The organism is Virgisporangium aurantiacum (assembly GCF_016863635.1).
GTDB classification, from domain to species: domain Bacteria; phylum Actinomycetota; class Actinomycetes; order Mycobacteriales; family Micromonosporaceae; genus Virgisporangium; species Virgisporangium aurantiacum.
In genome coordinates this window covers 52,437-76,801 of record NZ_BOPG01000047.1, presented here as the reverse complement: position 1 = coordinate 76,801, position 24,365 = coordinate 52,437, and the positions used below count along the sequence as shown (strand labels likewise).

23 protein-coding genes are annotated in these 24,365 nt (G+C 71.5%); 8 read left to right on the top strand and 15 right to left on the bottom strand.

Annotated elements, in window-relative coordinates; all coding sequences use genetic code 11:
* Window positions 1–38: 38 nt before the first annotated feature.
* Window positions 39–965 carry a proteasome assembly chaperone family protein gene (locus Vau01_RS35000; protein WP_204001916.1) on the bottom strand — a complete coding sequence of 309 codons (927 nt, stop codon included), beginning with the start codon at window positions 963–965 and terminating at the stop codon, window positions 39–41.
* A gap of 129 nt (window positions 966–1,094) precedes the next feature.
* Between Vau01_RS35000 and Vau01_RS34995 the strand changes: the two genes are divergently transcribed.
* On the top strand, window positions 1,095–2,678 hold the full coding sequence (locus Vau01_RS34995; RefSeq protein WP_204001913.1) for an ABC-F family ATP-binding cassette domain-containing protein: 1,584 nt from the start codon (window positions 1,095–1,097) through the stop codon (window positions 2,676–2,678).
* Here the strand turns inward: Vau01_RS34995 and Vau01_RS34990 are convergent.
* Window positions 2,650–3,108, bottom strand: a complete 459-nt coding sequence (locus Vau01_RS34990; protein ID WP_239152104.1) for a MarR family winged helix-turn-helix transcriptional regulator — start codon at window positions 3,106–3,108, stop codon at window positions 2,650–2,652. The two genes, Vau01_RS34995 and Vau01_RS34990, sit on opposite strands and share 29 nt — an antisense overlap.
* Before the next feature lie 51 nt (window positions 3,109–3,159).
* Here Vau01_RS34990 and Vau01_RS34985 point away from each other — a divergent pair, with 51 nt between their 5' ends.
* Together Vau01_RS34985 and Vau01_RS34980 are read left to right on the top strand one after the other, a co-directional pair.
* A complete protein-coding gene (locus Vau01_RS34985; protein WP_204001910.1) occupies window positions 3,160–3,747 on the top strand; it encodes a TIGR03086 family metal-binding protein in 588 nt (195 codons plus the stop codon).
* A gap of 9 nt (window positions 3,748–3,756) precedes the next feature.
* Window positions 3,757–4,443 carry a VOC family protein gene (locus Vau01_RS34980; RefSeq protein ID WP_239152102.1) on the top strand — a complete coding sequence of 229 codons (687 nt, stop codon included), beginning with the start codon at window positions 3,757–3,759 and terminating at the stop codon, window positions 4,441–4,443.
* Here Vau01_RS34980 and Vau01_RS34975 read toward each other — a convergent pair whose 3' ends face one another.
* The 3 genes from Vau01_RS34975 to Vau01_RS34965 are packed head-to-tail and all read right to left on the bottom strand — an operon-like array spanning window position 4,444 to window position 5,662.
* A complete protein-coding gene (locus Vau01_RS34975; RefSeq protein WP_239152101.1) occupies window positions 4,444–4,839 on the bottom strand; it encodes a GNAT family N-acetyltransferase in 396 nt (131 codons plus the stop codon). It lies immediately after the preceding gene.
* Window positions 4,836–5,357 carry an SRPBCC family protein gene (locus tag Vau01_RS34970; protein ID WP_204001907.1) on the bottom strand — a complete coding sequence of 174 codons (522 nt, stop codon included), beginning with the start codon at window positions 5,355–5,357 and terminating at the stop codon, window positions 4,836–4,838. Before Vau01_RS34970 ends, Vau01_RS34975 begins: the two co-directional genes overlap by 4 nt.
* Window positions 5,354–5,662: an ArsR/SmtB family transcription factor gene (locus Vau01_RS34965; protein ID WP_239152100.1), complete on the bottom strand. Its 309-nt coding sequence runs from the start codon at window positions 5,660–5,662 to the stop codon at window positions 5,354–5,356. The genes Vau01_RS34970 and Vau01_RS34965 overlap by 4 nt, the downstream gene beginning before the upstream one ends.
* Before the next feature lie 57 nt (window positions 5,663–5,719).
* Here Vau01_RS34965 and Vau01_RS34960 point away from each other — a divergent pair, with 57 nt between their 5' ends.
* The gene (locus tag Vau01_RS34960; RefSeq protein ID WP_373320345.1) at window positions 5,720–6,721 is read left to right on the top strand and encodes an aminotransferase class V-fold PLP-dependent enzyme; all 1,002 of its coding nucleotides are present in this window, start codon (window positions 5,720–5,722) and stop codon (window positions 6,719–6,721) included.
* Here the strand turns inward: Vau01_RS34960 and Vau01_RS34955 are convergent.
* Window positions 6,708–7,433, bottom strand: a complete 726-nt coding sequence (locus Vau01_RS34955) for a ZIP family metal transporter (RefSeq protein WP_204001901.1) — start codon at window positions 7,431–7,433, stop codon at window positions 6,708–6,710. The genes Vau01_RS34960 and Vau01_RS34955 overlap by 14 nt on opposite strands.
* Before the next feature lie 54 nt (window positions 7,434–7,487).
* Here Vau01_RS34955 and Vau01_RS34950 point away from each other — a divergent pair, with 54 nt between their 5' ends.
* Together Vau01_RS34950 and Vau01_RS34945 are read left to right on the top strand one after the other, a co-directional pair.
* Window positions 7,488–8,246, top strand: coding sequence for a class I SAM-dependent methyltransferase (locus tag Vau01_RS34950; protein WP_204001898.1), 759 nt, complete (start codon window positions 7,488–7,490; stop codon window positions 8,244–8,246).
* 122 nt (window positions 8,247–8,368) lie between these two features.
* A complete protein-coding gene (locus Vau01_RS34945; RefSeq protein ID WP_204001896.1) occupies window positions 8,369–9,133 on the top strand; it encodes a hypothetical protein in 765 nt (254 codons plus the stop codon).
* On the opposite strand, the gene Vau01_RS34940 is transcribed toward Vau01_RS34945, so the two are convergent.
* The 5 genes from Vau01_RS34940 to Vau01_RS64765 all read right to left on the bottom strand — a co-directional run bounded on the left by Vau01_RS34940 (window position 9,127) and on the right by Vau01_RS64765 (window position 17,099).
* Complete coding sequence (locus Vau01_RS34940) at window positions 9,127–10,437, bottom strand: hypothetical protein (protein WP_204001894.1); 1,311 nt, start codon at window positions 10,435–10,437, stop codon at window positions 9,127–9,129. The two genes, Vau01_RS34945 and Vau01_RS34940, sit on opposite strands and share 7 nt — an antisense overlap.
* A gap of 51 nt (window positions 10,438–10,488) precedes the next feature.
* On the bottom strand, window positions 10,489–11,397 hold the full coding sequence (locus tag Vau01_RS34935) for an aminoglycoside phosphotransferase family protein (RefSeq protein ID WP_204001893.1): 909 nt from the start codon (window positions 11,395–11,397) through the stop codon (window positions 10,489–10,491).
* Between the two features lie 28 nt (window positions 11,398–11,425).
* The gene (locus Vau01_RS34930) at window positions 11,426–13,642 is read right to left on the bottom strand and encodes a hypothetical protein (protein WP_204001875.1); all 2,217 of its coding nucleotides are present in this window, start codon (window positions 13,640–13,642) and stop codon (window positions 11,426–11,428) included.
* Window positions 13,643–14,065: 423 nt separating this feature from the next.
* Window positions 14,066–16,636: a M14 family zinc carboxypeptidase gene (locus tag Vau01_RS34925; protein ID WP_239152099.1), complete on the bottom strand. Its 2,571-nt coding sequence runs from the start codon at window positions 16,634–16,636 to the stop codon at window positions 14,066–14,068.
* A 118-nt stretch (window positions 16,637–16,754) separates the two neighbouring features.
* On the bottom strand, window positions 16,755–17,099 hold the full coding sequence (locus tag Vau01_RS64765; protein ID WP_275423983.1) for a DivIVA domain-containing protein: 345 nt from the start codon (window positions 17,097–17,099) through the stop codon (window positions 16,755–16,757).
* 50 nt (window positions 17,100–17,149) lie between these two features.
* Between Vau01_RS64765 and Vau01_RS34915 the strand changes: the two genes are divergently transcribed.
* A complete protein-coding gene (locus tag Vau01_RS34915; protein ID WP_204001870.1) occupies window positions 17,150–17,899 on the top strand; it encodes an NAD-dependent epimerase/dehydratase family protein in 750 nt (249 codons plus the stop codon).
* Here the strand turns inward: Vau01_RS34915 and Vau01_RS34910 are convergent.
* Both Vau01_RS34910 and Vau01_RS34905 read right to left on the bottom strand, forming a co-directional pair.
* Window positions 17,896–19,791: an ABC transporter ATP-binding protein gene (locus Vau01_RS34910; protein WP_204001868.1), complete on the bottom strand. Its 1,896-nt coding sequence runs from the start codon at window positions 19,789–19,791 to the stop codon at window positions 17,896–17,898. The genes Vau01_RS34915 and Vau01_RS34910 overlap by 4 nt on opposite strands.
* Window positions 19,792–19,849: 58 nt before the next feature.
* Complete coding sequence (locus Vau01_RS34905; protein WP_239152098.1) at window positions 19,850–20,308, bottom strand: XdhC family protein; 459 nt, start codon at window positions 20,306–20,308, stop codon at window positions 19,850–19,852.
* A gap of 30 nt (window positions 20,309–20,338) precedes the next feature.
* Between Vau01_RS34905 and Vau01_RS34900 the strand changes: the two genes are divergently transcribed.
* Entirely contained in the window at window positions 20,339–21,715 is a 1,377-nt protein-coding gene (locus tag Vau01_RS34900) for a M1 family metallopeptidase (RefSeq protein WP_204001866.1), read from the top strand.
* 6 nt (window positions 21,716–21,721) lie between these two features.
* On the opposite strand, the gene Vau01_RS34895 is transcribed toward Vau01_RS34900, so the two are convergent.
* Together Vau01_RS34895 and Vau01_RS34890 are read right to left on the bottom strand one after the other, a co-directional pair.
* Window positions 21,722–23,281, bottom strand: coding sequence for an acetolactate synthase large subunit (locus Vau01_RS34895; protein WP_239152097.1), 1,560 nt, complete (start codon window positions 23,279–23,281; stop codon window positions 21,722–21,724).
* Window positions 23,271–24,212, bottom strand: coding sequence for an anti-sigma factor RsbA family regulatory protein (locus Vau01_RS34890; protein ID WP_204001862.1), 942 nt, complete (start codon window positions 24,210–24,212; stop codon window positions 23,271–23,273). Before Vau01_RS34890 ends, Vau01_RS34895 begins: the two co-directional genes overlap by 11 nt.
* Window positions 24,213–24,365 lie beyond the last annotated feature (153 nt).

The window sequence follows — 24,365 nt, the reverse complement described above, 5'->3', positions numbered from 1 at the left end:
TACTCTATCACCACAGTCTTATATAAGCGAGGAGTGAATCATCCGGTCGTGGGCGGCGGATCCGGCGGCCGGTTGTGCTCGGCGAGGAAGCGCTCGAGCTCGGCGCCCAGTTCGTCGGCGGTGGGCAGCGCCGCGGTGTCGGCGGCCAGCAGGTTGGGGCCCTGACGCCCCTCCGAGAAGCTGTCGTACTGCTGCTCCAGCATCTTCACCAGCGCGGTGGCGTCTTCGGCGGCGGCCACCTGCTTGTCGACCTCGACCCGCACCAGCTCGGCGGCGTTGCGCAGCTCCTCGGTCGGCAGCAACAGGCCGGTGGACCGCGACAGCCGCGTGATCAGCTCCTCGGCCGCCGCCGGGAACGGGCTCTGCGCGAGGTAGTGCGGCACGTGCACGGCGAACCCGATCGCGTCGTGCGCGTGCTTGCCGAGCCGGAACTCCAACAGGTTCGCCACGCTCGCCGGCACCTGCACCTGGCGCAGCCACGGCTCGTACCCGGCGATCAGCTCGGGGCGGGTGGCGTGCGCGGTGACGCCGATCGGGCGGGTGTGCGGCACCGCCATCGGGATCGCGTTGAGCCCCACGGTGATGCGGACGTCGAACCGCTCGACGAGCGTCATCGCCGCCGCGATGAACCGCTCCCACTGCAGGTCGGGTTCCGGGCCGGCCAGCATCAGGAACGCCGTGCCCTCGTCGTCCTGCACGTGGTAGAGGCCGAGCACCGGCTCGTCGTAGGACTCCCAGTGGTCCTCGACGAACTTCATCGTGGGCCGGCGCGACCGGTAGTCGAGCAACTGGTCGATGTCGAACCGGGCGATCAGCCGCGCACCCCGCGTGGACATGACATGTTCGCGGGCAAGTTGCACCGCACTACCGGCGTCGACGAATCCGTCGAGCGCCTGCAGCAGCACCGGCCGCTCCAGGTGCGGCGCGTCGTCGACCATCTCGAAAAGCCCGTTCGGGTCCAGCACCACTCAACGGTATACTCCCTCGTGTTGTCGAACGTCGTAGGAGGCCTTCCGGTGCAGATCTGAGCCGAGACACCTTTCCCGGGTGTCTCTCCGCATGTCGTCGAATCTCGACCCATTCCGGAGCGGCTCATGTCTTCTATTCCCCCTGCCATCGTTCTCACCGATCTGTCGTTCGCCTGGCCCGACGGGCAGATCGTCTTCGACTCCCTCACCGGCACGGTCGGCGCCGGCAGATCAGGGCTCATCGGCGCCAACGGCACCGGCAAGTCCACGCTGTTGCGCCTCATCGCGGGCGATCTCACACCGACGAGCGGCACGGTCCGCGTCGACGGCGGTGTCGGCCATCTGCGTCAGGACCTCACCCTTTCAGCGACAATGCGGGTGGACGAGGTGCTGGGCGTCGCCCGTGCCCATCGCGCCCTGCGCGCGTTGGAGAGCGGCGTCACCGACGACGCCACGCTGGCCGCGATCGGCGACCGGTGGGACGTGACCGAGCGGGCCCGGGCGACGCTCGACCGGCTCGGCCTCACCCACGTCGACCTCGACCGGCCGGTGGGCCGGATCTCGGGCGGCGAGGCGGTGCTGCTCGGTCTCGCCGCGCAGTTCCTGCGCCGGCCCGCGGTGCTGCTGCTCGACGAACCGACGAACAACCTCGACCTCGACGCCCGCGAACGCCTCTACGACGCGGTCGAGGCGTACCCGGGCGTGCTCGTCGTGGTGAGCCACGACCGGGAACTGCTCGACCGCGTCGACCAGATCGGCGACCTCCGCGCGGGCGGAATCCGTTGGTACGGCGGGAACCTGTCGGGGTACGAGGAGGCGGTCGCGGTCGAACAGGAGGCGGCACAACGGCTCTACCGGATGGCGGAGTCGCACGTGCGGCGCCAGGAACGGGAACTGGTCGACGCGCGGGTCAGGCTCGCGCGGCGGCAGCGCTACGCGCAGAAGATGTGGGACACCAAGCGGGAACCCAAGAGCATCATGGGCAACCGGCGCAGCGCCGCACAGGTGTCGGCCGGCAAGTACCACTCGATGCATCAGGGAAAGCTCGCCGAGGCGCGCGGCCGGCTCGACGCGGCCGAGGAGGCGGTGCACGACGACCCGGCCGTCCGCATCCACCTGCCGGCCACCACCGTGCCGGCCGGCCGCGAGGTGCTGGCGCTGCGCGGGGTGCGGCTGCGGTCGGGGAACGTCGTGGACCTCGACGTGCGCGGGCCGGAACGGATCGCGGTGGTCGGGCCGAACGGCGCGGGCAAGACGACGCTGCTGCAGACCATCGTGGGCGACGTGGCGGCGCGGGCCGGCACCGTGGCCGTCCACGTGCCGGTCGGGTACCTGCCGCAGCGGCTCGACATCCTCGACGACGACCTGTCGGTGGCCGGTAACGTCGCCCGGTCCGCGCCGCGCGCGTCCCATAACGCCGTTCGCGCGGGGCTGGCCCGGTTCCTGTTCCGGGGCGCGCGGGCCGAGCAGCCGGCCGGGCAACTCTCCGGCGGCGAACGGTTCCGGGCGAGCCTCGCCGCGTTGCTGCTGGCCGATCCGGCGCCGCAACTGCTGCTGCTCGACGAGCCGACCAACAACCTCGACCTGGCGACCGTCGCGCAGCTCACGGCGGCGCTCAGCGGGTACCGCGGCGCGCTGCTGGTGGCCAGCCACGACCGGCCGTTCCTGCACGACCTCGGGATCACCCGGTGGATCGAGGTTGGGCGATAGCGGCGACGTCGTCCACATCGGACAGTGCGCGGAGGGTACGGAGGAACGCCCGCCGGTCGGCGGCCGGCAGGAGCGCCAGCACGCGCTCCTCGCCGGCCCGGATGCCGGCCCGCGTGCGGGCGAACGCGCGGCGGCCGGCGGGTGTGATCGCCAGGAGGCGCACCCGCCGGTCGGCCGGGTCGGGCTGACGCTCGATGAGGCCGCGCTCCTGCAGGTCGTCGAGCACCGGGATGATGCGGGTCTTGTCGGCCCGGATCGCGCGGGCGAGGGCGGCCTGCGTGCGGGTGGGGCCGGTGGCGAGCGCCGTGAGCACCGAGTAGGCCCACATCGTGAGGTCATTCGCCGCGAGCACGGGTTCCTCGGCGTCGATGAGGGCCCGGGTCAACCAGAGCAGCATGGCCGCCAGGTCGGGACGGTCATCGGTGGTCACCGTCACACGATACGCCTTGACATACCGTGTGCACTTGTAGATCGTAAGCGCATGCATATTATCGAGCTCGACCGCCGGGCGGTCGCGGAGAGCGTCTGGGTGGTGTCGCTGGTCGAGCCGGCCGCTCTCGGCGGGCCGACCCCGTGTGCACAGTGGACACTCGGCGACCTGATCGCGCACATGACCGTGCAGCACCGCGGGTTCGCCGCGGCGGCCCGCGGCGCCGGCGCCGACCCGCGGGTGTGGGAGGTCGCGCCGCTGGGCGACGACCCGGTGGCGGCGTACGCGGCGGCCGCCGAGGATGTGGTCGCGGCGTTCGCCGAACCGGGTGCGGCCGGCGCGCGGTTCGCGCTGCCGGAGTTCAGTACCGAGGTGACGTTCCGGGGCGAGCGGGCGATCGGGTTCCACTGCCTCGACTACGTCGTGCACACGTGGGACGTCGCGAGCGCGCTCGGCGTCCCCCTGGATCTTCCACCCGATCTGGTGCGGGCCGCGCTGCCCCTCGCGGAGGCCGTGCCCGACGGGCCGGGGCGGGCCGAACCCGCCGCGGCGTTCGCGCCGCGCCTGGCGGCCGCGCCCGACGCCACCGACCTCGACCGGTTGCTGGCGTTGGTCGGCCGCTCGCCCGACTGGCGGTAAGGTCGCCGGGTGAGCGAACAGATGAAGAGCGCCGTGATCTCGGCGGCCGTCGACGACCTCGGCTGGCGGTACATGCTCGGACTCGTGCGCACCGCGGTTCCGGTGGCATCGTTGGCGGCCGCGGCCGGCGCGGCGGAGCGGGTGACCGCGGCCGCCGGCGACGACGCCGACGGGCACCTCTGGCTCGACGTGCGGGCCGATCGGCTCATCGTGTCGGTGCAGACGCGCACCGTCGCCCGGATCACCGACACCGACCTCGACCTGGTGCGGCGGATCACCGCCGCGCTCGCCGAACACGGCCTGCGCACCGAACCGGGCCGGGCGTCGTCGGCGCGGCCGGTGCAGATGCTCGAGATCGCGATCGACGCGATCGACATCGCCGCGATCCGGCCGTTCTGGAAGGCCGTGCTCGGCTACGTCGACGAGCCCGGCCACACCGGACCCACCGACCCGCTGGTCGATCCGTACGACCAGGCGCCGGCGCTCTGGTTCCAGCAGATGGACGCGCCGCGGCCGCAGCGCAACCGCATCCACTTCGACATGTCGGTGTCGCCCGCCGAGGCGCCGGGTCGCATCGAGGCCGCGCTCGCCGCCGGCGGCACGATGGTGACCGACGTGGCGGCGCCGGCGTTCTGGGTGCTCGCCGACGCCGAGGGCAACGAGATCTGCGTGTGTACGTGGGAAGGCCGCGACTAGCTACTGAAGGGCGATGAGGCCCGCCTGGGTGGGCTCGAACCCGCACGCCTCGAAGTAGAAACCGGCCAGGTGGTCCTCGAAGTCGACGTGCAACCACTCGCACCCGGCCTTCGAGGACTCGCGGGCCGCGATCGCGACGAGTTCCGTCGCGATGCCCTGCCGCTGCAGCCGGACGGCGGTGAGCGTGTCGATGATGAACGCGTGGATGGCGCCGTCCCACGGCACGTTGACGAACCCGACCAGCTCGTCGCCGTCGTACGCGACCACCCAGCCGAGGCTGTGCCGGTTGACCTGGCCCCACCAGTCGTCGTCGAGCAACCGGTGGCCGAAGCCGTCGGCGTGCAGCCTGTTGAGCGCGTCGTTGGTGAACTCGCCGCGCCATTCGTAACGGATCAAGCGTCCTCCTCGAGGTCCAGCCTCGCAGCGTAGGCGTCGGCCAGGTCCTGCCAACCGTATTTCTTCGCCTCCGCACCCCGGATCACGGGTACCGGGTTACCGGCCAGCAACCGGTCGGCGACGTCGAGGCAGATGTGCCAGCCGGCGGCGACCTTCGGCAACTGGTCCTCGGCCTGGACGGTGTGCCGCAACGTGAGCCGGGTTCCGCCGTCGACCTCGGCCAGCTCCCAGCGCAGGAGATCGTCGCCCCACCGGTACTCCAGCAGGGCCGGCGGGTCGGCCTTCTCGACGACGGCCGGGGTGTCGACCTCGTACGCGCCGTCGACCATGGTCAGGGTCGCCGGGCCGGTGGTCCCCAGGTCGCGGTCGGTGCGGAACGGCGACCACGCGTCGAGGTGCGCGGGATCGGTGAGCGCGGTCCACACCTTCGGGCGCGGGTGCCTGAGGTCGCGGACGAACACGAGCGTCCAGCGGTCTTCTTTTCTGATCGGCGCGATCGGGCCGGGTTCGAATGTCATGACTCCTCCATCGTCTCCAGGTGCTGTTCGAGCTGGTCGAGGTGCCGGGTCCACAGCTGGCGGTAGGGCTCGAGCCAGCGGTCCAGTTCGCTGAACGGCGTCACCTCGATGCGGTAGACGCGGTGCTGCGCGGCCACGCGGGAACTCACGAACCCGGCCTCGCGCAACACCTTCAGGTGTTTCGACACCGCCGGCTGACTGAGCGCGAGCGTGTCGACCAGATCGCCGACGGTGTGCTCTTTGAGCCGCAGGCGGTCGAGAATGCGGCGCCGGGTCGGCTCGGCGAGTGCGGTGAACGCGTCCACCTGTTTATATTCCCCTTCGGTCATATGCCTGTCAAGGAATACAGTAGGGTCTGGATCATGTGGGATCCGATTCCTGGTTGGCTGAACACCGCGAGCTACGGCCTGCCGCCCCGGCGGGCCTTCGAGGCCATGCAGGCGATGCTCGCCGACTGGCGCGTCGGCCGGACCTCGTGGGAGGGCTGGGACACCGCCACCCAGCGCTCGCGGGAGTCGTTCGCGCGGCTCATCGGCGTCCCCTCGGCAGACGTGTGTGTCGGCGCGCAGGCGTCCCAGGTCCTCGCGCCGGTGGCGGCCGGGCTCGCCGGACGCCGTTTCCTCGTGCCCGCCGGGGAATTCACGTCGAACCTGTTCCCGTGGTTGGTCGGTTCTCCGGTGCGGACCGTGCCGGCGGCTTCGTTGGCCGACCGCATCGACTCCACTGTGGACGTTGTGGCGTTCAGCCTCGTGCAGTCCGCCGACGGCACGGTGGCCGACTACGCCGCCGTCGTGGCCGCGGCCCGCGCACATGGCGCGCTGGTCGTCGTCGACGCGACGCAGGCGTGCGGCTGGCTGCCGTTCGACGGGTCGCTCGCCGACGTGGTGGCCGCCAGCGCCTACAAGTGGCTCATGTCGCCGCGCGGCAGCGCGTTCGCGTACCTGGCGCCGCACGTGCGCGAGCGGTTCGTGCCGTTCGCGGCCGGGTGGTACGCGGGCGAGGACGTGCACGATTCCTACTACGGCGGGCCGTTGCGGCTCGCGTCATCGGCGCGGCGGTTCGACATCTCGCCGTCGTGGCCGGTGTACTCCGGCACGGCGCCGGCGCTGGAGGTCATCGAGGAGATCGGCGTCGCGGCGATCAACGCCCACAACGTGCGGTTGGCGAACCGCTTCCGGGACGGGTTGGGGCTGCCGCCGGGCGACAGCGCGATCACGGTGGTCGACGTGCCCGAGGCCGAGGAACGGTTGCGGCGGGCGGGCATCCGCGCGGCGGTGCGGGCGGGACGCGTCCGCGCGTCGTTCCACATCTACACGACCGATCGTGACGTCGATGCGGCGTTGACCGCGCTCACAGATGGCTGACCAGGAATGCCGTGACGAAGCCGGCGCTGGTGAGGAGACCGGTGAGCCGGCCGTCGTCCTGGAACGCCTCGGGCATCATCGTGTCCGCGAGCATCGTCAGGATGGCGCCGGCCGCGAACGCCTGCACGACCGCGACGGACGCTGCTGACGCGTCACCCAGCAGGGCGTAACCCAGCGCGGCCGCGACCGCGCTGACCACCGCGACCACCGACCAGAGCGCGAGGATCGCGCGCGCCGAGTGGCCGGCCGTGCGCAGGCCGACGGCCGCCGACAACGACTCGGGGACGTTCGACAGGAAGACCGCCACCACGACGGCGACGCTCACGGTGCCGCCGCCGAGCAGCGACACACCGATCGCGGCCGACTCGGGGATGCCGTCGAGCACGGCGCCGAGCACGATCGCCGCGGAGGCGCCCGCCGCCTGCTGCCCGCCCGACCGCTTGCGTTGGTCGCCACCCCGGCGGTCGATGATCGCGTCGCCCAGAAAGAACGTGAGCGCGCCGGCCGCGAGCCCGCCGAGCACCGGCCCGGTTCCGGCTTTTTCGAAGCCCTCCTCCACGAGGTCGAACGCGACGGCGCTGATGAGCACGCCCGCGCCGAACGCCATCACGCCGCCGACCACGCGCTGCGGCAGCCGCGCTTTGAGGCCGATCACCGCGCCGACGAGCAGGGCGAACCCGCCCACGAATCCCCAGAATGCCGCTTCCAGCATTCGTTCATGGTCCCACCCTGGACTTTGGTTTTTCGTGTAAGTAGCCTACTGACTATGACTCCTTACGTCTTTGATGCTTCCGCGTGGCAGGAGAGCTGGGACCGCCAGCAGGAGGGGTTCATGCCGGACCGAGAGCACCGCATCGCGGCGATGCTGGATACGGTCTCGGCGGTTGCCGGCGATTCGGGGCCGCGCGTGCTCGATCTCGCCGGCGGAACCGGGTCGATCACGTTGCGCGCGCTGGCCCGGTTCCCGGCGCTCGTATCCACTGTGGTCGATCAGGATCCCGTGCTCCTGACGCTCGCCGAGGCGTCCCTGGCCGGCCGGGCGACCGTGGTCTCCGCCGACCTCAACGACCCGTCGTGGGTGAACGTGTTGCCGCACAGGCCCTACGACGCGGTGCTCACCGCGACGGCGCTGCACTGGTTCCAGCCCGAGCGGCTGACCGTCCTCTTTGGAGAGATCCGGTCGGTGCTGCGTCCGGGTGGCGTGTTCATCAACGCCGACCACATGCCCGAGGAGTCGTTGCCGTTGTTGAACGCACGCACCGAGGAGTGGGCGCGGGCGCGACGCGAGGCGCTGTACGCCACCGGCGCCCGGCTGTCATGGACGGCGTGGTGGGAGCGGGTGGCGCTGGATCCGGCACTGGCACCGTTGGTGGAGAAGCGGAAGCAGATCTATCCGGGCGGGCACAGCGCGGAGTGGCACCCGCCGTCGGGCTGGCACGTAAAATCGTTGCGGGAGGCGGGATTCAGCGAGGCCGGGGTCGTCTGGCGTGGCGGTCTCGACGCGGCGGTGGCCGCTCTGGCTTGATCTCTTTTTAAGCCTTCTTTGATCAACTACAACGCTCCGCTTGTGGGGCAGCACGCTGCGCGACGGGTTGCTATCGTCGGCCTCCGGCGTCGGATTTCCGGCGTTGTCCTGGGGAGGACCACATGCGTGTTATCAGGATGTTTGCTGCCCTCATCACGGCGTTGGCGCTCGTCGGTGGCTGCGGTTCCAGGGGTGTTGTCTCGTCGACCCCCCGGTCCCCCGCCGATCCCAAGGAACAACTTCTCGCCGGCATCAAGGCATTGAACTCGGCGACGTTCCGCATCGCCGGCAGTTCCACGCTCAACAGCGTCTCGAGCACGTCGGAGGGAGTCGCCGATCCGGGCCGCCGGGCCATGCGGCTCACGCAGTCGGCGTCGGCGGCCGCCGGAAAGGCCACGAAGACCGACGTCGTCGTGCTCGGCACCGACGTGTACCTGCGGTTCGACGTGCCGGCGCTGCCGGGCGTGCCGAGCGGTCGGTGGGCGCACATCGACGGGCGGCGGCTCACGTCGTTCCGGGCGGTGGGTGTCGGCGGCCCCGACGACCTGAGCGGCAAGCTCGCGCTGGTCTCCGCGCTCACGTCGATCGAGCGCACCGGGCCGGATGAACTGCGCGGCACGGTCGACCTGTCCACGGGCGGAAGCGTGCTGCCCGAGGTGGCCGGCGCGTTAGGCGACGGGTTGAAGAACGCGCAGTGGCAGGCCCGGTTCGGCCCGCAGGGGCGGTTGACGTGGGTGTCGGTGACGGTTCCCGCGTCCGGCGGCATTCCCGCCATCACCACCGACACGACGTACTCGGGATTCGGCGAACCGGTCGTGGTCGACCGGCCATCCGCCGGTGACATCGTCGAGGCGCCGGAGAACGTCTACAAACTCCTCGGTCAATGAGCGGCCGCCGGGATCAGCCAGCACGCCCCGGTCGCCGCGGCGACCCGGTCGGGGTCGAGGTCGGCGAGCAGCCGGGCGAGCAGGCCCGGGTCGGGGCGCCGGCCGGCGCGCAGGTCGCGGAGCAGGTTCTGCAGGAAGCGGGCGGGTTCGAGGATCGACAGCACGGTCTCCGCCACCTCCGTGCCGGCCGGGTCGAGCACGGTGAGGAACCGGCCGCGCGCGGTGGCCTCGTACCGGAAGCCGTCGGCGTCGACCGCCACCGTCGGCGGCTTCACGTGGTGGGTGGTGCCGGCGACGGCCCAGTTGGCCGTCAGCACGATCGAGACGTCGCGGATCGCCGCCCGCTGCCGGTCGGCGAGCGGGCGCACGAACGGGGCGGCGTGCGCCGCGAGGTGGGTGAGCGCGGCCGGCCCCCGGCCGACCGATCGCATCACGGGTTCGAGCACGCCGTTCGCCTCGCCGAAGGCGAGCAGCATCGCGACCCCGTCGGCGTGTTCGGCCGGCACCAGCGACGCGGCCAGGCGACGGGCGGCCGCGGCGTCGAACTCCGGTGGCCCGGGCCAGCCGCCGGGTGGGCCGTCGACCGTCTCCGGTGGACGGTCGGCGGTCGGCCGCCACACCACGCTGGCGTACCAGCGGGTCGGCGGATGGCCGGGCCAGCGTGGTTCGCGGTAGAGCGAGAGCGTGCCGCCCGCGCCGTCCCGCCACAGTGCCAGGCGCGCCATGCCCAACGCCTCGGTGTGGTTACCTGCCGATGCCGGCCCGAGTTCGCAGCCGAACGCCCGCAGGCGCTGCGGATAGTCGGCGAGCGGCGCGCCGTCGCGGCGCCAGGCGACGTGCTCACCACCATCGGGCAGGCGCTGGGCGAGCACGGGTTCGGCGTCGTCGGGCACCGGGAATCCGTCGGGGAAGCCGGGCAGCAGGCCGCGTCCGTCGAGGTTGGTCCGCTCCCCCTCGAAGATGCCGGCACGGTGGTCGGCCTCGTAGCCGGGATCCGGCCACCGGTACGGCTCCAACCGGCCGTCGGCGCCTGCCGCCGCGATGCTGTCGAGCAGGATGCGCGCCACCCGGCCGGCGTAGTCACGGTTGTCCTGCATGTCGAGGTGGAAGACCGGCACGCCCTCACGCATGACCGCCGTGCACCAGTTCGGCAGGGAGTGGTTCGGCTCGTCGGGGTGCGGGATGCCGCCCACCGCACGCGCGGCCGCGTCCAACGCCGCCAACCCGCGGGCGGGATCGCTGCTGCCGTACAGCCCCAGCGACGTGGCCGACGAGTGCTCCGCGACGAATCGCTCCAGGTCCATTTCCAGCACCCGGCGAATCCTGCCACGCCCGGCTCCTCGAGCGTGGTCCCGCTAGAGCAGGGGTTCCAGCGCCCGCGCCACGTCGAGCGGCTTGCCGTCCGGTTCGCCACCGTCTTCGCAGGTCCACACCTCCGAGAGCACGGCCATCACGAAGCCCCAGGCCACCACGCGTTCGCGCGGTTGGCCGGCCCCGGCGGTGAGTTGTTCCAGCCGTGCCGGCAGCAACGCCACGGCGTCGGGTTCGGGCGCGCCCGGATCGGGGTTGTACAGCAGGCAACCCAGGTCGAAGCCGGGGTCGCCCACGTAGCCGTGCGGGTCGATCGCGAGCCAGGGCCGGCGGCCCGCCCGGAGCACGTTGTCGTGGTGCAGGTCGCCGTGCAGCAGCACCCGTGCCGGCGCCGAGTCGCAGAGCTCGTCGAACAGCCGGGCGGCCGTCCGCACCCAGCGCTCCGGCAGCGGTCCGCCGTCCGGGAACCGGTGCAGGTATTGGGCGAAGCCTCCTGCCAGGTCGCGCAGGTCCGGTATCCCCGTCGCGGGTGGCGGGGTGGCGTGCAGGCCGTGCATCACGTCGAGCAGCACGCCGGTGGCGGTCGCGTCGTCGTGCGGCACGAGCGTCGCCGCCCGCGTCCCGGGTTCGGCCCGTTCCATGAGCAGCGCACCCCGGTCGAGGTCGTGTTCGAGCAGCCGCACGGCGCCGTTGCCCGCCCAGGTCCGGAGCGCGGTGGCCTCCACGCGCAGGTGCTCCGAGGTGGGTACGCCGAGCTTGAGCACGGCGGCTTCGCCGCTCTCCCGGGTCACCGCCATCACCCAGTGGTAGGTCAGCGCGAACGGGTCGCCCGGCGTGAGGCGCCACCGGTCGAGCACCTCGGTGAGCAGGGCGGGCAGGCCCGCAAGCCAACTGCGGCCCGCGTCACCCCAGACGCCCGTCACGTTGCGGGTCAGCAACGGCGAGATCTTCACGCGGGCCAGCCTGCCATGGCGGGCGCCGTCATCCCGTGGGGTACGACTCGGCGTCGACGTCCTCCACCGTGGCGTTGCCGCTCTCCGTCGGCGAGAGGGTGATCGTCCACTCGGTGTAGGTGCCCCGGTTCGTCTTGAACTCAAGGGGGTCGGTGAACTTCATGAACTCGCAGTCGCGGCTGAACACGCGCATGCTCGAATCCCAGTCGACGCCGGCCGTCGTGAAGACCAGGTAGTTGCCGTCGGTGATGCCACGCGCCGTGAACGACGACTTGGCACGCACGTAAACGGTCAGCCGCGGCGCGGTCTCCCCCGCCAGAACCAGGCTGACGGCGGTGTCCCTGGGCCCCTCGTTGTTGACCTTCAGCAGCCCCGAGCCATTGGTCGACGTGCGCTTCAGGTAGGTACCGTTCCCCAGCTGCCGGGTCAGAAGCTCGGTCGGCGCCGGCAGGAACGTGCCGAACACGTACCGCGCGTCAACCGCCTTGAGCTGCTCGGCCGCCGCCCGCACCAGGACGGCCGGCGTGGTCCGAGCCACCGAGGCCGCTCCGGCCGGCCCGGTGCACGAAGCACCGTCCACCCGCCCCTCGATGTCGACCCCCGACGGTTCCCACTGCAGCTGGTTCAGCCCGTTGACCAGCAACTCGTGCGCCTGTTTAGCCGGCGCCGGCGGTCGCACGGCCGAAAGCTTGTCCGTCTCCGCGTCGATGGCCAAGGCCAGCGACGTCGCTGTCGAGTCGAGCGCCGCCGGCCCCGGCGCCGTCGCGAACCGCCCGAAGGACGCGGCGAGCGCGGCATCCGCCGACGCCAACATCTGCTGGTACTCCTCCGGCGTCAGCACCGCCGGCGCCGAAGACCGCGTAGCCGCCGGAGCGGCCGTCTCCCCGCTCTCCTCCAGCGCGTCCAACCCCACATACATCCCGACGGCCACCATGATCGCGAGAATCACGGTGAAGACGCCGACCAACCACGCCTGACGCCGATCCGCCTCCCGACGCAAGATCGGCTCGACGTTGACCGGCGGTGCGGGGTAGGGGACGAAGGCTGCGGGCGGGGTGGCACCGGGGATGGCCGGGCCGCTCAGGGGTTGCGGGGTGTAGACGGGCAGCTGGCCAGCGGCGGGCGGGTCGACGGCGCGAGGTGTATCGAGGGCTGCTGGGGCCGCATCAGAAACCCGGGCCGGGGTGGACTCAGCCGGAATCGGCTCGCCCGAGGTCGGCTCGCCCGAGGTCGGCTCGCCCGAGGTCGGCTCGCCCGATGCGGCCGGGCCTGGCTCGGCCGACACGGCTGGGGTTGGCTCGGCCGACACGGCCGGGGTTGCGGCAGCGGTCGGGGTTGGCTCAGCAGCACTTGGTGTCTGAGCGCCGGGCGATTCGGTGGCGGATGTCGCCTCAGCGGCAGGGAGCGCCGCGCCTGCGGCGGGTGGCTGCAAGGCGGCCGGCTTCCCGGCCTGGGCCAAACCAGCGGGGGGCTCCTCGGGGAGCGGAACCACGGACAGCGCGCTCTCGGGCTGGGCGTCCTCGGGCTGGGCGTCCTCAGGCTGGGCATCCTCGGATCGCGCATCCTCGGACCGCAGGCTCTCGGGCTCGGCGTCCTCGGACCGTGCGCTCGCGGCCTGGTCATCCTCGGATCGCGCGTCCTCGGACTCCGGCGATTCGACGGCCGGGGCCAGGGCGGGGGGTGGGGCGAGGGCTGGGGCTGCGATGGCTGGCGGCCCTGCGGGCGGGTGCTCGGGTCCACGCTCCTCAGCTGCGGGTTCGCTCGGGTTCGGCTCCTCGGATCCCGGCTTTCCGGCTGCCTCCGATTGCGGAGCCTCGGTCTTCGGGGCCTCGGTTGCCGAATCCTCGGATTGCGGATCCCTGGCCGATGCGCCCTCGACTACCGGATCCTCGGCCGCTGAGGCCTCGGCGGGTCGGCCCACGGCGGCTGGCTCGGCGGTAACCGGCTCGGCGGTAACCGGCTCGGCGGCAACCGGCTCGGCAACCGGGTCGTCGGCAACCGGGTCGTCAGTACTTGGCTCGTCGGTAACCGGCTCGGCGGTAACCGGCTCGGCGGCAACTGGCTCGGCGGCAACTGGCTCGGCGGCAACTGGCTCGGCGGCAACTGGCTCGGCGGCAACTGGCTCGTCGGCAACTGGCTCGTCGGCGGGTTGCGGTTTGTCGATGGGTTGGTGCTCGGCCGCGGGCTCTTCGGCGTCCTTCCCGAGATTGGTCCTGGCGTCGATCCGGTCGTTCTCCCCCTGCACGCAACGTAGTATGCGACGTTGCCGGCATATCCATAACCGGCAAATTGACATCTGTTACCGCTTCGGCACGATCCTGGGTGTGGTCGGTGCCGCAACGGCACGTGACGGGTGGGCCTGTTTGCGCGGCGGCTGACGTCGTCAGGTCGACCGGTCAAGATCACCGTTTCAGGAACAGTGACAGCTGCTGTGACCGCCCCAGGCGAGTCGATCTTGCAGTTGTGGTGGGCCGCAAACACGGGCAAATACGGGCGAACAAGGCACCACAACTGCAAGATCGACGCCGGAGGACAGTGCTCGGTTCTCGATCTTGCAGTTGTGCCCGCCCTTTCGTCTGGAATTCGCCTGTTTTTCGGCGTGCACAACTGCAAGATCAGCGGCGGTGGGTCCGCTGTGGACCCACTGCCTGAGAGGTGTGGCGACGGGTTAGACCTGGGCGGGTACTGCGGCGGTGGCCCAGAACGCGGCCCTCGCCACCTGGGCGAAGGTGCCCTTCGGGTGATTACGGAACATCGGCTCGGTGCCGAACAGTACCGTCGCCGTTCCGGCCGGGGCCAAGCCGGACACCACCGCGGCCTGGCCGGCGGCCTGTTCGGGACCGCCGGCGCCGGTGGCGTTCGGGAGCCAGTGGCCGGCGATCAGGGGGTTGCCGGGCGCGTAGCGCTGCTCGACCGAGACGCCCGGGCCGACGTTGGTGAAGAACAACGGCGAGTAGACGAACGCGGTGGTCGTCGCGCCGTTGCCGAGCAGGCCCGGTCCGTTGGTCAACGAGACCACGCCGTTGGCGTCGCCGCGGCCGGCGACGGCGGTCACCGGGAGCAGGTGGGCGTCGGCGTTGAAGCGGGCACCGGTGGCGCCGCGGGTCACCACGCCGCCGGTGGCGAGGAACTCGTCGACGCGGGCGCGGGCACTGGCATTGAGCGCGGTGTATGTCAGGCCCGAGGACACGTAGAGGACGTCGATGCCGGCCAGCTCGGTGCCGGCGTTGAGCGACGCGGTTGAAACGGTGCGTACGTCGAAGCCGAGTTCGCGCAGCGTGAACAGTTCGTCGGAGCCGGCCGCGGCGGCCAGCACCGGGCGGCGCACGGTGGCACCGGTGGCCCCGTAGGGCGCCGACGTGAACCGGACGCCGTACCGGTCGGCCACCGTGGCGGCGGCGCGGCGGTGCGCGGCCGGCACGAGGAGCGCGCCGCTGGACGTCCAGCGGGCCGGCACAGCCATCTCGAGCAGCGCGTTCGCGGCGCGGACGTCGTTCTCCGAGACGATCGTCAGCATCAGGTCGCGACCCGACGGCGACGGCAGCCCGCCGGTGGGCCGCGCGACGCTGATCGGCACCGTGATCGCCGGCATGTACCTGCCGCGCACGATCTCGACGCTCGCGCCCCACAGCAGGCGATGGCTCCACCCGGAGATGTCGTACATCTGCGGAACCAGCGCGGACAGGTCGCGGCCGGCCTCCAGCATCGCGTTGGCCAACCCGCGCTTGGGCTGGTGCATGTTCACCACGTACGAGCCGGCCGGGTAGAACTTGCCGTCGTTCCAGAACGGCAGCACCGCCTTCGTGACCCGGATGTCGTGTGCGATCAGGTGGTCGACCAGCCGGGCGGCCGCCTGCTCGGACCGCTGGCCGGTGCCGACCGGGATCACGTACGCCCGCGGGAACGTGGTGGTGAACCGGTCCTCCGGGCCGAATCCGGGCACGTAACCGTCGGGGATCTGCCGCTGGCTCTCGCCCTCCCAGCCGCGCCGGAACAGCTCGATCTGATCACCGATCAGGGCGGCGCGGTTGGTGTCGGCGAAGCCGACCGCGGCGCGGATGGTCGCCTCGACGACGTCGACGTTGATCCGGGCCCGGCGTTGCAGCTCCTCGACCGGCAGCGTCTGGTAGTCGCCGCGGTTGACCCGCAGCGGCAGTTCGACGGTGTGCCCGATCGCGCCGTGGTACATCGCGTACATGGGAGTGAAGATCGGCGGCCAGTCGTCCCAGTCGCCGGGGGCGTAGTCGCGGAACGGGATGTCGGCCCGCGCCGTCTCCGGGTAGCCGAGCGCCTGGATGGCCTTCTCCATGCCGAGCGCGTTCGGGTACGCGTGCTTGATGTACAGGTCGTAGTCGTAGTTCTGGCCGTGCGGCGCGGTGCTCGGCTCGATCAGCGTGGGGCCGACGTAGCCGTGCTCGTCGAGCATCACCAGCGGCTGGGTGGCGATACCGACGTCGCGCATCGCCCGCGACTCCGGCTGCGACGACGTGGCGAAGTCGCGGTTGATGTCGAAGCCGTTGCCGTTGGGGCGCTGGCCGAGCACCCGGCCGTCGGGGTTGTTGGTGACCGTGAAGTACAGGCGCATCCGCGAAAGCAGCTCGGCGGTGGCGCGATCGGTCGCGGTCGCCAGCTTCTCGATGAGGCGCATCGACCCGTCGAGGCCCTCGTACTCGTCACCGTGGATGTTGCCGTTGATCCAGACCGGCGCCTTGTACCGGGCCTTCAACGAAGAATCGCGGGCGGCGGCGCGAGGATTGTCCTCGATGAGACGGCGCCACGCGTCCTGCTGGCGGGTCTGCTCGGCCTTCTCGGGCGCGGTGACCGTCACCAGGTACAGGTCGCGGCCCTGCGCGGTCTGGCCGATCACCTCGACCGAGACGCGGTCGCCGAGCGCCTGCAGCGCGTTCAGCTTCGGCGCGACGGCGTGGTAGGGCAGCAGGCCGAGCTTGATCGCCGAGTCGGCCGGGTTCTCCGGGAACACGCGGAGCACCTGCTGGCGGGGGTAGCCGCGCTGGCGCCACTGCTCGGTGGTCAAGGGCGAGGCGGCAGCGGAGAAGACCGCGGCGGGCGGATCGGTGGCGGCGACCTCGTTCCGCTCGGGACCGTTGCCGGGTTCGCGGGTGGCCCGCGCCGGCGCGGCGGGGTCGGGCGGCTCCGCGTACGCGGGAGCGGCCACCGCGCCGGCAGCGCCCACCGTGACGATCGCGGCCAGAGCGGCGACGACGGATCGGATACGCACAGCGGGCCCTCCGGCAGCGGGAAGAGACAGCGGAAAGAAATACGTAAATCTCTGAGTACCGGACGGACACCGGGGCCACAACCCTCGTGTCGCCCTTTGACCGCGGTAACCGCAACGGCTACCGGATCGTCACGGCGTTCTCGATCCGGGCCAGCCGCAGCTTGATCTGGTCGAGTTCGGCGAGGATAGCCCGTTCCGAGGCGGTGGGTCCGCCGTTCACGTGGACGAGCGCGCCGTTGCTGGGGCCGGCCGGCAGCGCCAGTTGCCCACCGGCCCGGGCACCCACGCCGCCGGGGGTGGTGGGTTCGCCCCGGAGCAGGGCGATCTGGTGGTACAGGACGGCGAGCGTCTGCTCCACCGCGTCGAGGAACGAGTCGACCTCGGTCTCGTCGTAGCCGCGCCGGCCGGGGGGCGGCTTGCTGAACGCGACCGCGCGCACGTCACGGGGCTTGAGCGGCTCCACGGGCATCCCTCCTTCCCATGAATACGCACGCAACGTGCTGAAATCATCCCATGGCGAACGAGTTTCCGGTTGTGGTCACGGGTGCGGCGGGGCTGGTCGGCGGCCTGGTGGTCGCGGGCCTGAAGGACCGCTACGACCTGCGTCCGACCGACATCGAGGACGGCGATCTGCGGGACAGGGCGTTCGTCGACCGGGCCATAGCCGGAGCGGGCGCGGTGGTGCACCTGGCCGCCAACGCCGATCCCGACACCACCTGGGAGCACCTGCGCGGCCCGAACGCCGACGCGGTGGTGAACGTGCTCGACGCCGCCGCACGCAGCGCAACGGTGACGACGGTCGTGCTGGCCAGTTCCCTGCACGCGATGGGCGGCCACCTCGACGCCGGCCGCACCGGCATCGGCACGGACCTGCCGCCGTACCCGTGCTGCGCCTACGGCGCGACGAAGGTGTTCGGCGAGACGCTCGGCCGCGTCTACGCGGACCTGCACGGTCTGTCGGTGCGCTGCCTCCGGCTGGGCGGGGTCGCGCGGCGCCCGGAGGCCAGGAGCTGGCTCGGTGGGTGGTTGAGTTTCGGAGACGTCGTGAGCCTGGTGGAGGCCGCGCTGACCGCCCCGCCGGCGAGCACGGCGAGGTACGGCGTTTACCACGGGATCTCCGCCAACACGGGCACCATGTGGGACGACGCGACGACCCGCCAGGAACTCGGCTACCGGCCCCGCGACGACTCGAAAGAGTACGCTCACGACGTCACAAATGATCTTGAAAATGCGGATGGCGCGCGACTGGCGCATCTGACCTAAACCGACGCGCGGTAGCCGCTCGCCTGGAGCTCGAACAGCTCGCGGTAGAGCCCGCCCTGGTCCATGAGCGCGTCGTGACCACCGTGCTGGACGACGCGGCCCTCGTGCAGCACGTAGATGTGGTCGGCGTGCCGCACGTTGGCCAGCCGGTGCGTGATGAGCACGATCGTGCGGGCCGGATCGGCGCGGAGCTGCTGGAAGATCGCGTGCTCGGCGCGGGCGTCGAGGGCCGACGACGGCTCGTCGCAGATCAGCAGCGCGGCGTCGCGGTAGAACGCGCGCGCCGACACCAGCCGCTGCCACTGGCCGCCGGACAGGTCATGGCCCTTCTTGAACGCCCGGTCGAGCAGCGTCTCGTAGCCGAACGGCAGCTTCTCGATCATGTCGTGGGCGGCGGCCGACCGGGCGGCGTCGGTGATCGACGGGCCGCCGTCGCCGGTGCGGTCGTGCCGGCCGATCAGGATGTTCTGCTCGGCGGTGAACGGGAACTTCCACCAGTCCTGCGTGGTGACGGCCACGTGCCGGGCGAGGCTGGCCCGGTCGAGATCGGTGATGCTCACGCCGTCCCAGCGGATGACCCCCTCCGCGGGTTCGTAGAGGCCCGCGATCAGCTTGGCCAGGCTCGACTTGCCGGAGCCGTTCTCGCCGACGAGCGCGATCACCTGGCCGCGTCGCAGCGTCATCGAGACGCCGTCGACGGCCGGTGCGTCGGTGTCGGGGTAGCGCAGGCTGACGTCGTCGAGCCGGATCTCGTCGAAGCCCTCGACCGGCGTGCCACCGGGTTTCGGGAGGTGGTTCTCGGCCCGGTCGAGGAACGCGCGGTAGTCGCCGTAGTAGAGCGCGTCCTCGTAGAGCATGTTCGCCGCGTAGATCGCGGTGTACTGGCTCATCCTGGCCTGTTGCAGGGCGATCAGCGCGGTGGCGGCCGCGGCGAGCGGGATGTTGCCGGCCAGGAGGAGGCCGCCGAGCGCGGCGTAGAGGGCGAAGGCCGCGCCGCCGCTGAAGACGGCGCCGGCCAGCCGCGTCCCGGTCTGGGTGCGGACGAGCGACAGCAGCGCGCCGGTCTCCGAGTGCATGATGCGGCGGTACTCACCGAGCAGGAAGCCCCGCATCTGGTACGTGCGCACCTCGGCGGCGGTGAGCCGGTTGGCCATCAGGTTGGCGAGCATCCACAGCCGTCGACGGCGGGTGATGCGGCTGAGCAGTGTCACGTACTCGCGCCGCGCGACCCGCACCGCCGTGATCGCCGACGGCAGCGACGCGAGGATCAGGCACGGCAGCAGCAGCGGCTCGATCACGGTGACCGCCGTCGCGGTGGCCACCACGCCGACGGCGCCGGTGACCAGGTTGACCGTGCTGTCCACCAGCGACGCCGCCTCGGCCATGCCGCGTTCGCGGGCGCGGTCCATGTCCTCGGCGAAGCCGGCGTCGTCGAACGCGCCGAGCTCCACCGCCGTCGTGGCCTCGAAGAGGCGGATCTCGATGGCGAAGTTGATCTGCGGCGCCATCCGGGCCTGCGCCCAGCCCGCGGCGATCGTGAGCCCGCCCTTGGCCGCGGTGGCCAGGGCGGCGACGATCAGCGCGGGCATCGCCGCCCGCACCTTGTCGGGGGTGGGGCCGGCGGCGAACAGTTCCCGCAGGACGCCCGCGGTGGCGAGCAGGCCGAGCGTGGTCATCACGCCGCCGACGAGGTTCAGGCCGATCGCGGCGACGGTGTCGCGCTTGCTGGCGGTCCAGGCGATGCCGACCGATTCCCTGACGATCGCGGGCAGGCGCCGGGCCACCGACCAGAAACTGGTGCTGGCGAACGCCTCGGCGTGGTGCAGCCAGCGGGAGTCGGCGAGTTCGGGGGCGGTGTAGCCGTCGTCCTTGGCGTCCTCATCGCTGGCCATGTCTTTCAGCGTATGGAGATGTGACGATCCCGCTACACGTTTAGCCCGATGGAGGTACTTACCATTCGAAACCGCCCGGGCGGCCGTTGCGGTCGGCGATCAACCCGGCCAGCGTGGCGATCGCGATCTCGCCCGGCGTGCGCGACCCGATGTTGAGGCCGATCGGCCGGTGGACGCGGGCGATGTCGGCGTCGCTGACGCCGAGTTCCTTCAGCGCGGCCGGGTGCGGCGCCGGGTGGCGCGGGCTGCCGATGACGCCGATCCAGCGGGACCGGCCGGCGAGCGCCTCCTTGAGCACCTGCCCGAGTTCGGGGCGGTGGTGGTCGGCGATCACGATGTCGGCGTCGTCGTCGCCGGGAATGGCGGTGATGTCACCCTTCGGATCCACCAGTACCGTGCGGAACCCGGCGTGGCGACCGAAATGCAGCAGTTGGTCGGCGACCGGCCCGGCAAAGACCGCGATGAGTGTTCTGGTACCGGTTTGGTCCGGCGGGATCTCGCATTCCGCGTCTTTCACGGTTCCGACTGTGCCATTACTGTCCACACGATGAGAAGGCTGGCACTGCCCGCGGTTGCGACCGCGGTGGCACTTCTGATCGCCACGCCCGCGGACGCGAGCGCGGCCAGGCCCGGTGCGCCGGGCGTCGGCGACGCGTACTTCCCGCTGGCCGGCAACGGCGGGTACGACGTGCGCCACTACGACCTCGACATCCGGTACACGCCGGCGACCAAGGCGTTCGTCGGGGTCACGTCCATTTCGGCGCGTGCGGAACAGGCGCTCTCGAGCTTCAACCTCGACCTGCGGGGCTTCACCGTGCGATCCATAACGGTGGACGGTCGCGCGGCCGCGTTCACCCGCGACGGGCAGGAACTGACGGTGACGCCGCGGCGCGATCTCCGCCGTGGTGCGGACTTCACCGTGGTGGTGCGCTACGACGGGACCACGGGCCAGCCGACCGACAACACCGACGCGCTCTACGGCTGGGTGTCGTACGCCGACGGTGCGTTCGTGGCCAACGAGCCCGAGGGCGCGTCGACGTGGTACCCCGTGAACGACCACCAGACCGACAAGGCCACCTACGACTTCACCATCACCGTGCCCGACGGCAAGACCGCCGTCGCCAACGGCGAACTGGTCGGGCGGCGCAGTTCACGGGGCTGGACGACGTTCAAGTGGCACGCCCGCGACCCCATGGCCAGTTACCTGTCCACCGCCTCGATCGGGGACTACGACCTGCGGTTCAGCCGCGGCCCGAACGGCCTGCCGATCATCGACGCGGTCGACCGCGACCTGCCGGACACGGCCGACGACGGCATCGCGCGGACGAGCTCGATCATTTCCTACTTCAACGACGTCTTCGGGCGTTATCCGTTCTCCTCGTTCGGGGCGATCATCGACGACGACGAGGACGCCGGATACGCGCTGGAGACCCAGACCCGTCCCATCTACTCGGGTGCCCCGAGCGAGTCGACGGTGGCACACGAACTGGCGCACCAGTGGTACGGCAACAGTGTCAGCCCGTCGCTGTGGAAGGACATCTGGCTGAACGAGGGCTTCGCCACCTACGCCGAGTGGCTGTGGGAGGAGCACAACGGCGGCACCACGGCCGCCGCCCAGTTCGACGCCCTGTACGCCCGTCCCGACACGGCATCGTTGTGGCGCAACGTCGTCGCCGACCCCGGAGCCACGAACCTGTTCGTCGCGTCGGTGTACGACAAGGGCGCGCTGACGCTGCAGGCGCTGCGCGAGAAGATCGGTGACCGGTCGTTCTTCGCGTTGCTGAAGGCGTGGTACGCGCTGCACCGGAACAGTGACGCGAGCACGGGCGACTTCATCGCGCTGGCCGAGAAGATCTCCCGCCAACCGTTGCGCCCGTTCTTCCAAACCTGGCTGTACACGGCCGGCAAACCGGTCACCTGGTAGCGGCGGTCAGAGGACGGCCTCGATGAGGTGGGGGCCGGGTTCGGTGTAGGCGTGGCGGAGGAGCTTGACCAGGTCGTCGGCGGTTCGGGCGCGGCCGGCGGTGAGGCCCATTCCCCGGGCCAGGTGGACGTAGTCGGGGGTGGGGTCGGTGAGGGTGAGCATCGCCTTCGCGCGGGTGCCGCCGGCAACCGCTCCCACCTTCGACAGTTCATGGTGGAGGATCGCGTACGCGCGGTTGTTCAGCAGCACCGTCGTGACGTTCAGGCCCTCCCTGGCCTGGGTCCACCAGGCCTGCATCGTGTACAGGGCGCTGCCGTCGGCCTGGAGGTTCAGCACCGGGCGGTCGCCGCCGGCGATCGCGGCGCCCACGGCGACGGGCGGGCCCTGGCCGATCGCGCCTCCGGTCAACGTCAGGAGGTCGTGGCGGGGGGCGCCGGCGGTGGCCGCGGGGACGGCGACGCCCGAGGTGTTCGCCTCGTCGACCACGATCGCGTTCTCGGGCAGGGTGGCGGCGATCGCGGCGGCGAACGAGGTGACGTCCAGGGCGCCGGTCGGATCCGTAAGACTGCCGGCGGGCGCAACCGGGGCCGGATCGCGCGCGCCGAGGTCGTCGGCCAGGGCCTCCAGGGCGGCGACGGCGTCGTCGCCCGGGCGGGCGAGCACGTGGGTCACGCAGCCCGTCGGGGCGGGGCGGCTCGGGGTGTCGGGGTAGCCGAAGAACGTCACCGGCTCGGCGGCTCCGACGAGCACCAGCGTGTCGAGGCCGGCCAACTGCTGGGTGGCCAGCTCGGGCAGGTAGGCGATCCGCTCGACGGCGGGCAGGCCGGCACCGCGTTCGAGGCGGGCGGGGAACGTCTCGCAGAGCAGGCGGGCGCCGGTGGCCGCGGCGATGCGGGCGGCCGCCGTCAGGCCCGGTTCGCGGAGCGCCGCGCCGCCGAGGAGCAGGGCGGACTTCGTCGTTCTCAGAGCGGTGGTCGCTCCGGTGACGCTCATGGCGTCCACCGAAAGAAGTGGGCGCGGGCCCGGCGGCCGACCGATGGCCGCGCCCGGCGACCAGCTCAGGTCGGCCGGAACGATCAACGTGGCGACGCCGCCCGGCGGCGTGAGCGCGGCCTCGACCGCGGCGGACGCGTCGGCGCCGACCCCGACGACGCTGCTCGACGTGCGCACCCAGCCGGAGACCGGGCCGGCGAGTGCCGCGATGTCGCTCTGCAGCGGCGCGTCGAACTGCTGGTGGAACGTGGCGTGCTCGCCGACCACGGTGACCAGCGGGGTGCGGGCGCGGCGCGCGTTGTGCAGGTTGGCCAGGCCGTTCGCGAGGCCCGGGCCGAGGTGCAGCAGCGCGGCGGCGGGGCGGCCGGCGATCCGGCCGAAGCCGTCGGCCGCGCCGGTTGCCACCCCCTCGAACAGCGTGAGGACGCCGCGCATCGCCGGCACGCGATCGAGCGCCGCGACGAAGTGCATCTCGGAGGTGCCCGGGTTCATGAAGCACACGTCGACCCCGGCATCGACGAACGTCCGCATCAGCGCCTCGGCGCCGGTCAATACCTCAGATTCATCCGACACGCTGCTCATCCAACCGCACGGTGAGGCACATCCGCACGGTGGTGGCGTCGGTTCCGGTGTAGACCCGCACGAGGTCCGCGAGATGGTTGACCACAAGCAGGCCGCGCCCGTGGTCGGCGTCGACGTGTACCGGCTCGCGGCCGGCCAGCGGATCGCCGATCCGGCCACCGGAGTGGACCTCGCACCACACCCGGTCGCCCTCGGCCCACATGTGCACCGCGCCGGTGCCGGCACCGTGCCGCACCGCGTTGGTGGCCAACTCGTCGACCATCAGTTCCAGGTCGTCGCGCTGCGCCTCGGCCAGGCCGTGCAGGGCGGCGCCGGTGACCACGAAGCGGCGCAGGCCGGCCAGGCTGTCGACGTCGAACGGGAGCATGGCGGCGTCGGCCGGCGCGGGCGGGAGCGGCCGGTTGTAGCGGGCCACGACGCCGTCGGGGTCGTAGTCGTCGCTGACCCGCTCGCGGTCGCCGGTGATCAGCACCGGGTGGGTCGCGCGGGCGTCGGCCAGCGCGGTCTCGTCGAGGCCGTTCGTGTCGTACGGGCACAGGATCTCGACGTCGCGGCCGGCGAACGCCCGGTTGATCAGCGCCTCGTGCTGCGCGCAGGCCGGGTACTCCAGCGCCGTGCGCCCGGCCCAGATCGGCTCGCCGATGATGCGGACCCGGCGGCCGGGATTCGCGTCGACGAACGCCCGCAGCACGCCCGGGATGATCCGCCCCGGGTTGCGCCCGACCCGGGCCATGTCGAGGAACTGCACCAGGCCGACGTCGGCACCGAGGCCGCCGGCCAGGATCGCCAGGTTCTCCGGTGGTACGGCGACCGCGACCGGCTCGCCGGCAACGAGGCCGGCGCGCACGAACGGGACCGTGCCCGCGAGATAGTCGTCGACACCCGAGTAGAACAGGGCCGGATGCCGGAATTCTGAGGTCACCGAGCTCCTCGGTTACGGATGGTGCCTGAGTGACGCCAGACACCATAGCGCACCGGTGGGAGGTGATCACGGAAAGTTGCGAAATCCATGTCGGGTAGCGTGCCGGCGCGTATAGGTCTAGACCTATACGCAGTCGAACCCGTCGATTCGGAG